Source organism: Klebsiella sp. A52 (genome assembly GCF_018388785.1).
Lineage (GTDB): Bacteria > Pseudomonadota > Gammaproteobacteria > Enterobacterales > Enterobacteriaceae > Klebsiella > Klebsiella aerogenes.
In genome coordinates this window covers 282069-295730 of the sequence record NZ_CP074437.1, presented here as the reverse complement: position 1 = coordinate 295730, position 13662 = coordinate 282069, and the positions used below count along the sequence as shown (strand labels likewise).

14 protein-coding genes are annotated in these 13662 nt (G+C 55.1%); 9 read left to right on the top strand and 5 right to left on the bottom strand.

Features of this window, described 5'->3' with window-relative positions:
• Positions 1-91: 91 nt before the first annotated feature.
• Positions 92-760 (top strand): TNT domain-containing protein, encoded by a 669-nt coding sequence (locus KGA69_RS24265; RefSeq protein WP_317852634.1) that lies wholly within the window; start codon positions 92-94, stop codon positions 758-760.
• The gene (locus KGA69_RS01425; RefSeq protein WP_045391157.1) at positions 757-984 is read left to right on the top strand and encodes a hypothetical protein; all 228 of its coding nucleotides are present in this window, start codon (positions 757-759) and stop codon (positions 982-984) included. The genes KGA69_RS24265 and KGA69_RS01425 overlap by 4 nt, the downstream gene beginning before the upstream one ends.
• Here KGA69_RS01425 and KGA69_RS01420 read toward each other — a convergent pair.
• Both KGA69_RS01420 and KGA69_RS01415 read right to left on the bottom strand, forming a co-directional pair.
• Positions 965-1471, bottom strand: coding sequence for a SymE family type I addiction module toxin (locus KGA69_RS01420; protein WP_080941145.1), 507 nt, complete (start codon positions 1469-1471; stop codon positions 965-967). The two genes, KGA69_RS01425 and KGA69_RS01420, sit on opposite strands and share 20 nt — an antisense overlap.
• 223 nt (positions 1472-1694) lie before the next feature.
• Positions 1695-2621: a LysR family transcriptional regulator gene (locus KGA69_RS01415; protein ID WP_045391175.1), complete on the bottom strand. Its 927-nt coding sequence runs from the start codon at positions 2619-2621 to the stop codon at positions 1695-1697.
• A 103-nt stretch (positions 2622-2724) separates the two neighbouring features.
• On the opposite strand from KGA69_RS01415, the gene eamB reads away from it, so the two are divergent.
• On the top strand, positions 2725-3315 hold the full coding sequence (gene eamB / locus KGA69_RS01410; RefSeq protein WP_045391154.1) for a cysteine/O-acetylserine transporter: 591 nt from the start codon (positions 2725-2727) through the stop codon (positions 3313-3315).
• 30 nt (positions 3316-3345) lie between these two features.
• On the opposite strand, the gene KGA69_RS01405 is transcribed toward eamB, so the two are convergent.
• Entirely contained in the window at positions 3346-4116 is a 771-nt protein-coding gene (locus KGA69_RS01405) for an amidohydrolase (protein ID WP_045391172.1), read from the bottom strand.
• 169 nt (positions 4117-4285) lie between these two features.
• Complete coding sequence (fadE, locus tag KGA69_RS01400; protein WP_045391151.1) at positions 4286-6730, bottom strand: acyl-CoA dehydrogenase FadE; 2445 nt, start codon at positions 6728-6730, stop codon at positions 4286-4288.
• Between the two features lie 240 nt (positions 6731-6970).
• Here fadE and lpcA point away from each other — a divergent pair, with 240 nt between their 5' ends.
• On the top strand, positions 6971-7552 hold the full coding sequence (gene lpcA / locus KGA69_RS01395; RefSeq protein ID WP_004099149.1) for a D-sedoheptulose 7-phosphate isomerase: 582 nt from the start codon (positions 6971-6973) through the stop codon (positions 7550-7552).
• 209 nt (positions 7553-7761) lie between these two features.
• Positions 7762-8529 carry a class II glutamine amidotransferase gene (locus KGA69_RS01390; RefSeq protein WP_015368120.1) on the top strand — a complete coding sequence of 256 codons (768 nt, stop codon included), beginning with the start codon at positions 7762-7764 and terminating at the stop codon, positions 8527-8529.
• Here KGA69_RS01390 and dpaA read toward each other — a convergent pair.
• Positions 8500-9240: a peptidoglycan meso-diaminopimelic acid protein amidase gene (dpaA, locus tag KGA69_RS01385; protein WP_015704469.1), complete on the bottom strand. Its 741-nt coding sequence runs from the start codon at positions 9238-9240 to the stop codon at positions 8500-8502. The two genes, KGA69_RS01390 and dpaA, sit on opposite strands and share 30 nt — an antisense overlap.
• A 409-nt stretch (positions 9241-9649) precedes the next feature.
• Here dpaA and KGA69_RS01380 point away from each other — a divergent pair, with 409 nt between their 5' ends.
• From KGA69_RS01380 to KGA69_RS01365, 4 genes are read left to right on the top strand one after another with little or no spacing between them, the layout of a single operon-like run.
• On the top strand, positions 9650-10996 hold the full coding sequence (locus KGA69_RS01380) for a Na(+)-translocating NADH-quinone reductase subunit A (RefSeq protein WP_015704470.1): 1347 nt from the start codon (positions 9650-9652) through the stop codon (positions 10994-10996).
• 3 nt (positions 10997-10999) lie between these two features.
• Entirely contained in the window at positions 11000-12238 is a 1239-nt protein-coding gene (locus KGA69_RS01375) for an NADH:ubiquinone reductase (Na(+)-transporting) subunit B (protein WP_015704471.1), read from the top strand.
• Positions 12231-13025, top strand: a complete 795-nt coding sequence (locus KGA69_RS01370; RefSeq protein WP_015704472.1) for a Na(+)-translocating NADH-quinone reductase subunit C — start codon at positions 12231-12233, stop codon at positions 13023-13025. Before KGA69_RS01375 ends, KGA69_RS01370 begins: the two co-directional genes overlap by 8 nt.
• A complete protein-coding gene (locus KGA69_RS01365; RefSeq protein WP_002889716.1) occupies positions 13018-13656 on the top strand; it encodes an NADH:ubiquinone reductase (Na(+)-transporting) subunit D in 639 nt (212 codons plus the stop codon). The genes KGA69_RS01370 and KGA69_RS01365 overlap by 8 nt, the downstream gene beginning before the upstream one ends.
• Positions 13657-13662 lie beyond the last annotated feature (6 nt).

The window sequence follows — 13662 nt, the reverse complement described above, 5'->3', positions numbered from 1 at the left end:
TACCCAGACGAAGTTCGTGCAGGAACATAGTAAGAATATAGCGTCCTGTAGAACGGATCCGGGTTCAGCATCCTGCCAGAAAGGTCTGGCGATGAATGATGCGCTGATGGTGGCGCTTCCGGCGGGTCTTGGCGGTGGAGTACTGGCAGCAGCAACGCCGGAAATAGCGGCGGCAGCGAGAGCAGTAATAGCGGCCTGCACAAGTAATGCCGTCCTGTGCCTGAATAATGCCGGGATAATGGCCTCGGAAGCGATAGTGCCGGGCGGTGTGGGGGCAGGCGGTGCGATAGGTATCGGCAAGACAGTTGCTGAAGTGACAACGGCGAAGGCAATAGCCAGTACGATTAAGGATAATGTTGCAGCCAGTCAGGCGGCCAGAGCATCATCGAATTTTGGGCAATACAGCAAAGCTGAAGGGACAGTTCAGGAAAGCTTGGGTATTTGGCCGCCTAATCGTGGAGCTTATGGTCCAATAGAGAATGTAACGTTGCCAACAGGAACAATGATTGATCGATATGGATATCCTGGAGGTAGTTTTGTATCTCCATTAGGAGTTCCTTTTGAACAAAGAGCTCTTCCATCTTCATATGAAACTACAAAGCCATATTTTCAATATGAGATTCTGAAGCCTATAGATGATGTCTCTCAGGGGAAAATCTTGCCTTGGTTTGGGCAGAAAGGGCAAGGTACGCAGTATGAGTTACCAAAACCTGTTCAATGGTATTTGGATAACGACTATATGAAAAAGGCAGATAAATGACTAAAAAAGAACTTGAAAACCAATTGGATATTCTTGGTGTCCATCCTAATAGTTACTCATTGGGAACGTTGAAAAATAGCGATTGTTTATGTGTTATTCACGAAGATACACAATGGAATGTTTATTACGTTGAAAGGGATCAGCCATCACTTATTTCTTCGTTTCTATTGGAAGAAAAAGCCTACGATTTTGTGTTAGAGCAATTTAAAAAGTGGCTTTCATAAGCGTATAGTAAAAATTTCGTCCGTAGTTGGGCAGAATTTTTACTTTTATCAGCCATTTAGTCGCAGGACGGATCACCAGTTGCCCGTGTTCAACAGGCACACTAACCAACGAATCGGTGCAAAATCCGGCTTCTGCCAGCCACTTATCGTTCAGGCGTAGTCGTTGTCTGAGGCCGCGGGAATAGTAGGTAATCTTGTAAGACAGGCTCTTTAACAGTTTTGGAGAAAAGTGGCTTACGGGGAGCAAAACCGCGTATCGGGGCGTTGCGTCCGGTTCAACGGAATGCACCGGAAAAATGTGTTGTAACCTGCTGAGAGTACAGGGGAAATGCTGTTGCGGCGGCAGACTTCGCAACGGACAAAGTTGTTGTTGAGAATAACTCGCTGAGCAAGGATAAGATCTTTGACATAAACCCGATGCTGAAAGTCGGGATTGAAGGTGCAGATGGCGATCCACTGAAAGTCGGTGGTGGGATTGTAAGCACATCTGTTTAACTTCCACGCGCTTTTTTAGGTTTCCGATTTTTCAGCTATTAGCCGGTACCCTTCTATCCAGGTGCAGTTCAGGCATAGGATAGCGCTGCAGGACAGCGACCACTACGACAGTACGCAGAACAGCGTCAGCAGTGGTCTGACTTGCAGCTAACTTGCTGATATCTTTTTTACTCATGATATTACTTTCAGAAAATCCCGGTCATCGTGCCAGCATTTTACTTTATACACCCGTCAGTTACTGCTCTATCGCTGTGGCCTGTTGTTCCGCTTGATAATACCTCCTCAACACACTGCATAAATACCCGCATTGCCGGGCTGACCACTTTACCGGCGTGATGGGCGCATATCGCGTTAATAGTGAGTGGAATATCGCTGAACGGGAGTTCAACCAGCGTACCGCGCTTAAGCTCTTCCTCAACGGTGAAACGTGGCAGATAGCTGACGCCAAGATTGCTCGCCACGCACTGCTTAATACTTTCGATACTCCAGAGCTCAATGGTATTTTCCAGGGTAATAGCGCGCTGGCGCAGCGTGCTTTCAAAAATTTGCCGAAATACGCACTGTGACTCATTGATAACAAAGCTCAGCGGAATATGTTGCCCGCAGTGGGTAAAATCGACCGCCGGATGCTGCGGCGAGGCGACCAGCGTCAGCGACTGCTGGCCAAAGCTTTTCATGGTTAACGCGTCATCGTTGCCAACCCGATAAAACACGCCCAAATCGGCGCTATCGTTGAGTAGTGCGTCGCGGATGACATAACAGTTGAGCGACTGCAGCGATAAGCGTACCTGCGGGGCCCGTTGTTTAAAGCGCTGTAGCACCTGCGGCATTTTATAGGCCAGCAGGGTTTCCCCACAGGCAACGCGCAGCTCGCCAGCCGGTTCTCCATCTTCACGAGCCGCCTCACGAATAGTTTCCATCACCCTCGCCAGTTCATGGACGTGCGGCAGCACCTTTTTACCGGATTCGGTCAGGCACATGCGGCGGCCAATTTTTTCAAACAGCTGAACGGCAAGCTCTTGCTCAAGCTGTTGAATATGAAAGGTCACCGTGGATTGCGTACAGCATAGCTTTTGCGCCGCGCGTAAAAACGAGCCTTCTTCCACTACCGTTTTGAGAGTAATAAAACGCCGCAGATCCATATCGCCACCAACTATCGAAAACATCGAATTCAGAATCAAAAAACATTCATTTTTTTAAATGAATGGCATCGGGTACTGTCTGCCAAAACGAAGGAGAAGACAAGTGACCCCAGCTTTGATTAGTGCTTTTTTGACTTATACCCTGATAACCGCGCTGACTCCCGGCCCTAATAATATTCTTGCCCTCAGCAGCGTCACCTCCCATGGCTTACGCCGCAGCCTGCGGGTGCTGGCGGGGATGAGCGTCGGTTTTATTATCACCATGCTGATTTGCGCGGCGTTAACCTTTTCGCTGGTGGAACTCGACTCGCGATTTACCCGGATATTGGGATGGATTGGCGCGGCGTATATCCTGTGGCTGGCCTGGCAGATAGCCAAAAGCAAACCGGGGGCAGGCGCGCTGAGTACAGAGCCGGTGGGGTTCTGGGCGAGCCTGGGGCTGCAGTTCGTCAACGTAAAAATTATTCTGTATGGCATCACCGCGCTCTCTACCTTTGTCCTGCCCGTTACCCGCGAGCCGGTTTGGCTCATCAGCGTGAGTCTGCTGCTGGCGGCGATTGGCGCGCTGGGAAACCTGTGCTGGGCGCTGGCGGGGCATCTGTTTCAGCGCCTGTTTTTGCTGTACGGGCGCCAACTGAACTGGGGGCTGGCAGCGTTATTGGTCTACTGCGCTTTGCGGATCGTGGTGGAATAAAAAGGGAGCGCAGCGGCTCCCGAAAAGTGTTTAGCCGATCGTGAAAGGATCGGCATCCTGCCAGGCCGGAAATTTCTCGCGATACTCCTGCAGCGCGGCCAACGACAGATCGGCATCGAGCCGCGTCGCCTGATGCGGTTCGGCGGTAGCAATAATCTCTCCCTGCGGGCTGATGATACGGCTATCGCCCCGATAGTGATGGCCGTTTCCATCAGTGCCGACGCGGTTGCAGCCGGCGACGTAGGCCTGGTTTTCAATTGCTCTGGCGACCAGCAGCGATTGCCAGTGCAGCGAACGCGGGGCAGGCCAGTTAGCAACATACAGCGCCAGGTCGTAATCGTTGTGGTTACGCGACCATACCGGGAAGCGCAGGTCATAGCACACCAGTGGCAGAATCCGCCAGCCGCGCCATTCAAAGACCACTCGTTCAGTACCTGCCTCATAATGGTGGTGCTCATCCGCCATGCGGAACAGGTGACGCTTATCGTAAAAGTGCGTTTTACCGCCGGGCTCTACCAGCAGAAAACGGTTCACCGGGCCGCGTTCGGTCTGCAAGGCCGCGCTACCGGCAATCAGCGCGTTGGTCTGCTCCGCTTTCGCCAGCATCCACTCAACGACCTCTCCCTGCGGCATCGATTGTTTCGCCGCTTCCATGGCAAATCCGGTAGTAAACATCTCAGGCAGCACAATAATGTCGCGCCCGCTCACTTCTTCCAGTTGACGATCGAAATGGCGCAGGTTGGCGGGACCATCCATCCACACCAGCGGTTGCTGCAACAGCGTAATTTTCAAGCCAGGCACAGTGGTGAACTCCATTATGAAGAGGGCATTAAGCTAATTTTAATACCATATCAGCAGCCGGAGGCGGCATGGAATATTTTGTTAAAAAAATGCTATCTACGGCGAGTAACGGCAAAAGAAAAGGCGGGGAAATTCCCCGCCTTTGTCGTGATGTGCAGTATTGCTTTTATTATGCCGCTTCAATCTTGCGGATTTTTTCCGGCAGCTTTACCGGTTTGGTCGCCAGTTCATCCGCCGCGAAATCATCAACGTTAATACTGCGCAGACGGCTGGTTTCCGCACGGGTCAGGATTGCGGCTTCTTCCTGATTAATTAACCCTTTCGCCAGCGCATTAGTGGCCAGCTCATCCAGGCGGGTGAACGGCAGATTTTTACCCAGCTCTTTGCAGATGCGCTGGTGGATTGGATCCGCCGCCATCACATCCAGCAGCGCCTCTTCCAGCAGGCCAACCGGGTTATGTTCGCTTGGCGTCAGGTACTGACCGCGACCGATACGAGAGCGGGTCGCGCTCGGAACCTGCAGGATTTTCGCCACTTTATGATCCAGCTTATCGGACGGCGCATTGTAGTGACGGCCGGTCGGGAAGATGGCGAGACGCAGCGCGCCGGCGACAAAGCGGTTCGGGAAGTTCTTCAGCAGGTCATCGATAGCCTGCTCCGCCTGATACAGCGCATCCTGCACGCCCCAATGGACCAGCGGCAGATCCGCTTCATTACGGCCTTCATCGTCATAACGTTTCAGCACCGCCGATGCCAGGTAAAGCTGGCTCAGCACGTCGCCGAGACGCGCGGAGATACGTTCGCGACGCTTCAGGCTGCCGCCCAGTACCGCCATTGATACATCCGACAGCAGGGCCAGGTTGGCGCTCAGGCGGTTCATGTGCTGATAGTAGCGGCGCGTGGTGTCACGGGTCGGCGCGCTGCTGGTGCGGCCGCGAGTCAGGCCCAGCCAGAAGCTGCGTACTTTGTTGCTACCAACGTGGCCGATATGTTTAAACAGCAGCTTGTCGAAGGCGTTAACGTCATTGTTCTGTGCGGCGGCCATTTCATCCAGGACATACGGATGGCAGCGAATCGCCCCCTGACCAAAGATCATCATGCTGCGGGTGAGGATATTCGCCCCTTCAACGGTAATGGCGATCGGCGCACCCTGATAAGCGCGGGCAAGGAAGTTGCCTTCGCCCAGCATGATGCCTTTACCGCCGGTAATATCCATAGCGTCAATGATTGAACGCTGGCCGCGGTGGGTACAATGATATTTAACGATTGCCGACAGCACCGCCGGCTTCTCACCAAGCATAATACCGTAGGTAATCAGCGAAGCGGCGGCGTCCATTACGTAGGCGTTGCCTGCGATACGCGCCAGCGGCTCTTCGATACCTTCCATTTTACCAATCGAGATTTTGAACTGACGGCGAATGTGGGCGTAGGCGCCGGTCGCCATAGCGACGGATTTCAGGCCGCCGGTGGCGTTGGACGGCAGAGTAATACCGCGACCCACGGACAGGCACTCAACCAGCATGCGCCAGCCCTGGCCGGCCATGCTTGGGCCGCCGATGATGTAATCGATCGGTACGAAAATATCTTTACCGCGAGTGGGGCCGTTCTGGAACGGTACGTTCAGCGGGAAGTGACGACGGCCAATTTCCACGCCCGGCGTTGAGGTGGGGATCAGCGCGCAGGTGATACCGAGCTCTTCCTCGCCGCCCAGCAGACGGTCCGGGTCAGAGAGTTTGAAAGCCAGGCCCAGCACGGTGGCGATTGGCGCGAGGGTGATATAGCGCTTGTTCCAGGTCAGGCGCATCCCCAGCACCTGCTGACCCTGCCAGTCGCCCATACAGACTACGCCGGTATCCGGGATCGCGCCGGCGTCGGAGCCCGCTTCCGGGCTGGTCAACGCGAAGCATGGGATCTCCTGACCACGCGCCAGGCGCGGCAGGTAGTGATTTTTCTGCTCTTCAGTACCGTAATGTTGCAGCAGTTCGCCCGGCCCTAACGAGTTAGGCACGCCGACGGTGATCGCCAGGATCCCGGAAACGCCGGACAGCTTTTGCAGCACGCGAGACTGGGCATAGGCGGAAAACTCCAGCCCGCCGTACTCTTTCTTAATGATCATCGCGAAGAAGCGATGCTCTTTCAGGTACGCCCACAGCTCCGGCGGCAGATCCGCCATCTCATGGGTAATTTCGAAGTCGTTCGCCATGCGGCAGGCTTCTTCTACCGGGCCGTCGATGAAAGCCTGCTCTTCGGCGGTGAGGCGCGGCTGCGGATAGTTATGCAGCTTGTGCCAGTCCGGATTGCCGCGGAACAGATCGCCTTCCCACCAGGTGGTACCGGCATCAATGGCTTCTTTCTCCGTACGCGACATCGGCGGCATGACTTTACGGAAAGCGCGGAACGCCGGGGCGGAGAAAAGCGATTTACGCATCGGCGCAAAGTTGAACGGCAGCAGGATAATCGCCAGCGGCAGCAGCAGCCAGATATTCCATAGCCCCGCCACGCTGAGCGCCGCGGTCCAGGCGAGCAAAATCACGCTGCTGAGAAGCAGGCTGACTCGGTGATAGAAGAGCACGCCGAGTAACACTACGGTTGCAACAATACTCAAAATCATCATAGAGAAATGCTCCCTTATCTTGTAGGAGGTCTGACCACTTGTGATGTATTGGTTGTAGTGGATGTAATTTGTTTTAGCAATGTGTTTACAAAATAATTACAACCTTGCTCACATTGTTGGCTGGAAAAGCGGCACGTAAAATCAAAAGGACGGGGGATAACGTCGCCTGCTGCTTCTCGCTTCGGCGGCTATCCGGTACACTGCCAGGGTTATTCCAACCAATACTGAAGGATTATCCTCATGTACCAGGATCTTATTCGTAACGAACTGAACGAAGCCGCGGAAACGCTGGCCAACTTTCTGCAGGACGAGGCCAACATTCATGCTATCCAGCGCGCGGCGGTACTGCTGGCGGATAGCTTCAAAGCTGGCGGTAAAGTGCTTTCCTGCGGCAACGGCGGTTCTCATTGCGATGCGATGCATTTTGCGGAAGAGCTGACCGGGCGTTATCGCGAGAACCGCCCTGGTTATCCGGCGATCGCTATCTCTGACGTCAGCCATCTGTCCTGCGTGAGTAATGATTTTGGCTATGAGTATGTCTTCTCACGTTACGTTGAATCGGTTGGCCGCGCAGGCGATGTTCTGCTGGGGATCTCCACCTCCGGCAACTCCGGCAACGTGATCAAAGCGATTGAAGCCGCTCGCGCGCAGGGAATGAAAGTGATCACCCTGACCGGTAAAGACGGCGGCAAAATGGCGGGTTCCGCCGATGTGGAAATCCGCGTACCGCATTTCGGTTACGCCGATCGCATTCAGGAGATTCACATTAAGGTGATTCATATTCTGATTATGTTGATCGAAAAAGAGATGGTTAAAGCTTAAAAGGCTATTTTGTTAGCCATTTTGAACCCGGCCAGTGCTCAGACAAAACTCACCGAGTTTTGAACGCCCTTCAGGGCGGCCCGAAGGGGGAGCGTAGCGAATCATCCTCACGTACATGAAGTACGCTCCGGTTTTTGCGCGCTGGCCGTGTCCAAACTGACTGCACCAATAACGCCTTTTATGTTTCAGTAAGTTGTATGAGGTGATCTATGTGCGAATTGCTCGGGATGAGCGCCAATGTGCCGACCGATATCTGTTTTAGCTTCTCCGGGCTGGTTCAGCGCGGGGGCGGCACCGGGCCGCATAAAGACGGCTGGGGCATTACCTTTTACGAAGGGAAAGGGTGTCGCACATTTAAAGATCCGCAGCCGAGCTTTCAGTCGCCGATAGCCAAACTGGTACAGGATTATCCCATCAAATCCTGTTCCGTCATTGCCCATATCCGTCAGGCCAACCGCGGCGAGGTGGCGCTGGAGAACACCCATCCGTTCACCCGCGAACTGTGGGGCCGTCACTGGACCTACGCCCATAACGGCCAGCTCAAAGGCTATAAATCGCTGAAGACCGGAAATTTCCGCCCGGTGGGCGAGACCGACAGCGAAACGGCTTTCTGCTGGCTGCTGCACCGTTTAACCGAGCGCTATCCGCGCACGCCTGGCAATATGGTCGGCGTGTTTAAGTACATCGCGACGCTGGCGGGCGAAATGCGCGAGAAGGGCGTGTTTAATATGCTGTTATCGGACGGGCGCTATGTAATGGCGTACTGTTCAACCAACCTGTACTGGATCACCCGTCGGGCGCCGTTTGGCGTGGCGAAGCTGCTGGATCAGGATGTGGAAATTGATTTTCAACGTGAGACCACACCAAATGATGTGGTCTCCGTTATCGCCACTCAGCCGCTGACCGGCAATGAGGCCTGGAATAAAATCATGCCAGGCGAGTGGGCGTTATTTTGCCTCGGGGAGCGTATAGTTTGAGGCCAGCTGCGGCTGGATAACCTCGTGGCTGAGCGGCTTGCTGACGATATAGCGGCCATCCATCACCGAAACCACCGGCGGTTTGTGGGTCTGCTGGAAGTAGTCATAGCCTGGCTTCAGCTGCTTCCAGAAATCCGCATAGTACGAGAACTTATGTCGCGCCATGTTGGCATCGGTCATGCGGAACGGATAGATGCTGACCTGCACGCTTGGCTGGCCAAATACCAGCGCGCCGGTGACAAACTGGAAGATCTCGTCAATGCCGGTATCGGTCATCGCGTAGCAGCCGACGGAAACGCAGGCGCCGTGGATCATCAGGTATTTACCTTCATAGCCGTGCGCGCGATCGTAGGCATTCGGGAAGCCGATATTGATCGCTTTATAAAAGCGGCTGTCTGGTTTTAGCTGACTGCGCGAGACGTTATAAAATCCTTCCGGACTTTTGAAATCGCCCTGGCGTTGCTTCGGCCCGAGGCCGCCGGAGTAGTTACAGATCCGGTAGCTATCGAGAAGCTGGTAGGTTTCGCCCATTTTGACGTAGAGATCGAGCATCCGCTCTTCTTTGAAGATCTCAATATAAACGGGGGAGCCCATTAACTGCTGTTTATATTCTTTGCTAACCGGCGTTGTCGGGCTGTTACTGCTGAGTAACCCAGCAAATGACACGCACGGCAACAGAAGCATCGCAATAAAGAATGCGATTTTGCGCATACTGCTTGTTCCTTGATAAAACAAAAAACCACATGCCAGGACGGCAAGAGATACCCGAAATCAGAGTTTTCTGGATTTAGAGCGCTCACATTAGCATCACGGCAGTTTTTCGCAAGCACGGTGTGGCTGCGTTTACAATTTAATGTTCCTTTATAGCGAATATTGCCGCAAAGCGCAGTGAGAACTTTGCGCAATAGCTCGCATTTTAGAAGCACTTATTGGCGCTTTTCCTACTTCTGCCACTCACAAAATGTTACACTCCCGCCGTTTATGACCAGGGTAAGAAAGGATGCTTCTCTCCCGTCTTGTGCCCCCGTGGCACCGCTATTCCTTTCTTATTCTGATATTCCATCAATAATGCTGGCCTCGGCTTGAGCCGGGGTTTAGGTTACGGATACCTGCTAACGATATGATTAAAATCACGAAAGGGCTGGATTTGCCCATAGCTGGCATGCCATTACAGCAGATCTCGCCCCGGCCTGCGGTGAAACGCGTCGCGCTGCTCGGCGAGGAGTACGTCGGCATGCGCCCCTCGATGGCCGTGAGCGAAGGCGATCGGGTGCAAAAAGGCCAGGTGCTGTTCGAAGATAAAAAGAACGCCGGGGTACGTTTTACCGCGCCAGCCAGTGGGGTGGTCAGCGCCATTCATCGCGGCGAGCGCCGGGTGCTGCAATCGGTGGTGATTGATATCGACGGCAGCAATGAGGCGGTGTCGTTTACCCGCTATGCATTAGAAGATCTTAATGATTTGCCACGGGAAGCGGTGCAGCAACAGCTGCTGGAATCCGGGCAGTGGACGGCGTTTCGTACCCGTCCTTTCAGCAAAATTCCCGCGCCGGGTAGCGTTCCGGCGGCTATTTTCGTCACTGCTATCGATACCAACCCGCTGGCGGCTGAACCGCAGCCGATTATCCTGGCCCAGCGTGAAGCCTTCGACGCCGGTCTGACGGTGCTGACGCGCCTGACGGATGGTAAAGTCCACGTCTGTCAGGCCAGCGGCGGCAAGCTGGGCGGCCATCCCGCCGGGCAGGTGACATTCAACCAGTTTAGTGGCCCGCATCCGGCAGGGCTTGCCGGTACGCACATTCACTTCCTTGAGCCGGTCAGCCTGACCAAACAGGTCTGGCATCTCAACTATCAGGAGGTCATCGCCATCGGCAGACTGTTCCTCGACGGCGAGCTGTACAGCGAACGCGTCATTGCCCTTGGCGGCCCGCAGGTAAAACAGCCGCGGCTGCTGCAAACCTGTCTCGGCGCCAGCCTCGATGAACTGCTGGCGGGCGAGCTGGTGGATGATGAAAACCGGGTAATTTCCGGTTCAGTCTTGAGCGGCACCCATGCCTGCGGCCCTCACGCTTTCCTCGGGCGCTACCATTTGCAGGTCAGCGTGGTACGAGAAGGCCGTGAAAAAGAGCTGTTTGGCTGGGTGATGCCGGGCAAAGAGAAGTTCTCGATTACCCGCACCACCCTTGGTCATTTCTTTAAGCGCAAGCGCTTTAATTTTTCCACTGATACTAACGGCGGCGAGCGGGCGATGGTGCCGATCGGCAACTATGAGCGGGTAATGCCGCTGGATATTCTGCCCACCATATTGCTGCGCGATCTGCTTGCCGGCGATAGCGATAGCGCCCAGGCGCTGGGCTGTCTGGAGCTGGATGAAGAAGATCTGGCGCTCTGCACCTACGTTTGTCCGGGCAAATATGAATACGGCCCGGCGCTGCGCAGCGTGTTAACCCAGATTGAGCAGGAAGGATAAGAGATGGGCTTAAAGCACCTGATTGAGAAACTTGAGCCGCATTTCACGCACGGCGGCAAGTTAGCAAAATATTACCCGCTGTATGAAGCGGCGGCGACGATCTTCTACACCCCGGGTTTAGTCACCCGCGGCGCCGCGCACGTACGTGACGCCATTGACCTCAAGCGGATGATGATCCTCGTCTGGTTTGCGGTGTTCCCGGCGATGTTCTGGGGCATGTACAACGTCGGCTTGCAGACAATTCCGGCGCTGCACAAGCTATACGGCGCCGAACAGCTGCAGCAGGTCATTGCCAACAACTGGCACTATAGCGTTGCCCAGTGGTTAGGGGTGAGCTTCAGCGCCGATGCCGGGTGGCTTAGCATGATGACGCTGGGGGCGGTGTTTTTCCTGCCTATCTACCTCACCGTATTCATCGTCGGCGGTTTTTGGGAAGTACTGTTCGCGATTGTGCGCAAACATGAGATCAACGAAGGCTTTTTCGTTACCTCGATTCTCTTCGCGCTGATTGTGCCGCCAACGATGCCGCTATGGCAGGCGGCGCTGGGGATCTCCTTTGGCGTGGTGATTGCCAAAGAGATTTTCGGCGGCACCGGGCGCAATTTCCTCAACCCGGCGCTGGCGGGGCGCGCGTTCCTGTTCTTCGCCTACCCGGCGCAGATTTCCGGCGACCTGGTATGGACGGCGGCGGACGGTTTCTCCGGCGCGACGCCGCTCTCCCAGTGGGCCAGCGGCGGCGGTGAAGCGCTGGTTAACGTCGCCACCGGCATCCCGGTGAGCTGGATGGACGCCTTCCTCGGCAACATTCCTGGCTCGATTGGCGAAGTGTCGACGCTGATGATCCTCATCGGCGGCGCGTTCATTATCTTTGCCCGTATCGCTTCCTGGCGCATCGTCGCCGGGGTGATGGTCGGTATGATCGCCACCGCCACGCTGTTTAATTTCATCGGTTCCGATACCAACCCAATGTTCTCGATGCCGTGGTACTGGCATCTGGTGCTCGGCGGTTTCGCCTTCGGCATGATGTTTATGGCGACTGACCCGGTCTCGGCTTCCTTTACCGATAAAGGTAAATGGAGCTACGGCCTGCTGATTGGCGTGATGTGCGTGCTGATTCGCGTCGTCAACCCGGCCTATCCGGAAGGGATGATGCTGGCGATTCTGTTCGCCAACCTGTTTGCGCCGCTGTTCGATTACCTGGTGGTGCAGGCCAATATCAAGCGGAGGAAGTCGCGTGGCTGAGAAGAAAAGTAACGATAGCATCGGCAAAACGCTGCTGGTGGTGCTGGTGCTTTGTCTGGTGTGCTCCATTGTGGTCGCCGGTTCCGCCGTGGGCCTCAAGTCGCGTCAGCAGGAACAACGCGCGCTGGATAAACAGCGCAATATCCTGGCGGTCGCCGGCCTGATGCAGCAGGGGATGGATGCTGACGCGGTGGCGGAAACCTTCGCCGCGCGCATTACCCCTCGGCTGGTCAATCTGGCGACCGGCGAACTGCTGGATAAAGACCCGGGTAAATTTAATCAGGCCCAGGCGCTGAAAGATCCGCAGCAGAGCATCGCGCTCGACGCCAGCCAGGATCCGGCCGGGATTAAACGCCGCAGCAACCTGGCGGAGATTTACCTGGTGCGCGACGCGCAGCAGCAGATTCAGGAAGTTGTGCTGCCTATCTATGGCAACGGTCTGTGGTCCATGATGTACGCCTTCGTGGCGCTGGACGTTGATGGGCGTACGGTGAAAGGCATTACTTACTACGACCAGGGCGAAACGCCGGGGCTGGGCGGTGAGGTGGAAAATCCGAACTGGCGTCAGCAGTTTGTCGGTAAACAGGTGCTGGATGACAACGGTATGCCGTCGCTGAAGGTGGTAAAAGGCGGCGCGCGCGCAGGCGATCTCCACGCGGTAGACGGTTTATCCGGCGCCACGCTGACGTCAAACGGCGTGCAGCATAGCTTTGATTTCTGGATGGGCGAACTGGGCTTTGGTCCGTTCCTGAAAAAGGTTCGTGAGGGAGAGCTGAATAATGGCTGAACAGAGCGATATGAAAGAGGTGAAGCGCGTGCTGGTGGGGCCGCTTATCGCCAATAACCCCATCGCCCTGCAGGTGCTCGGCGTCTGCTCCGCGCTGGCGGTGACTACCAAACTGGAAACCGCCTTCGTGATGACCATTGCGGTGACGCTGGTGACGGCGTTTTCCAGCATGTTTATCTCTATGATTCGCCACCATATTCCCAATAGCGTACGTATCATCGTGCAGATGGCGATCATCGCCTCGTTGGTAATCGTGGTGGATCAGCTGCTGCGGGCTTTCGCCTATGAGACCTCTAAGCAGCTGTCGGTGTTCGTCGGGCTTATTATCACGAACTGTATCGTGATGGGGCGTGCCGAAGCTTATGCCATGAAATCGCCGCCGCTGGCCAGCTTTATGGATGGTATCGGTAACGGTCTCGGTTACGGCGCGATCCTGATTATCGTCGGCTTCCTGCGCGAGCTTATCGGCAGCGGCAAGCTGTTCGGTATCACCGTACTGGAAACGGTGCAGAACGGCGGCTGGTATCAGCCGAACGGCCTGTTCCTGCTGGCGCCGAGCGCGTTCTTCATTATCGGTTTGCTGATTTGGGCCCTGCGTAGCTGGAAGCCTGAACAGCAGGAAAAGGAGTAACCGATT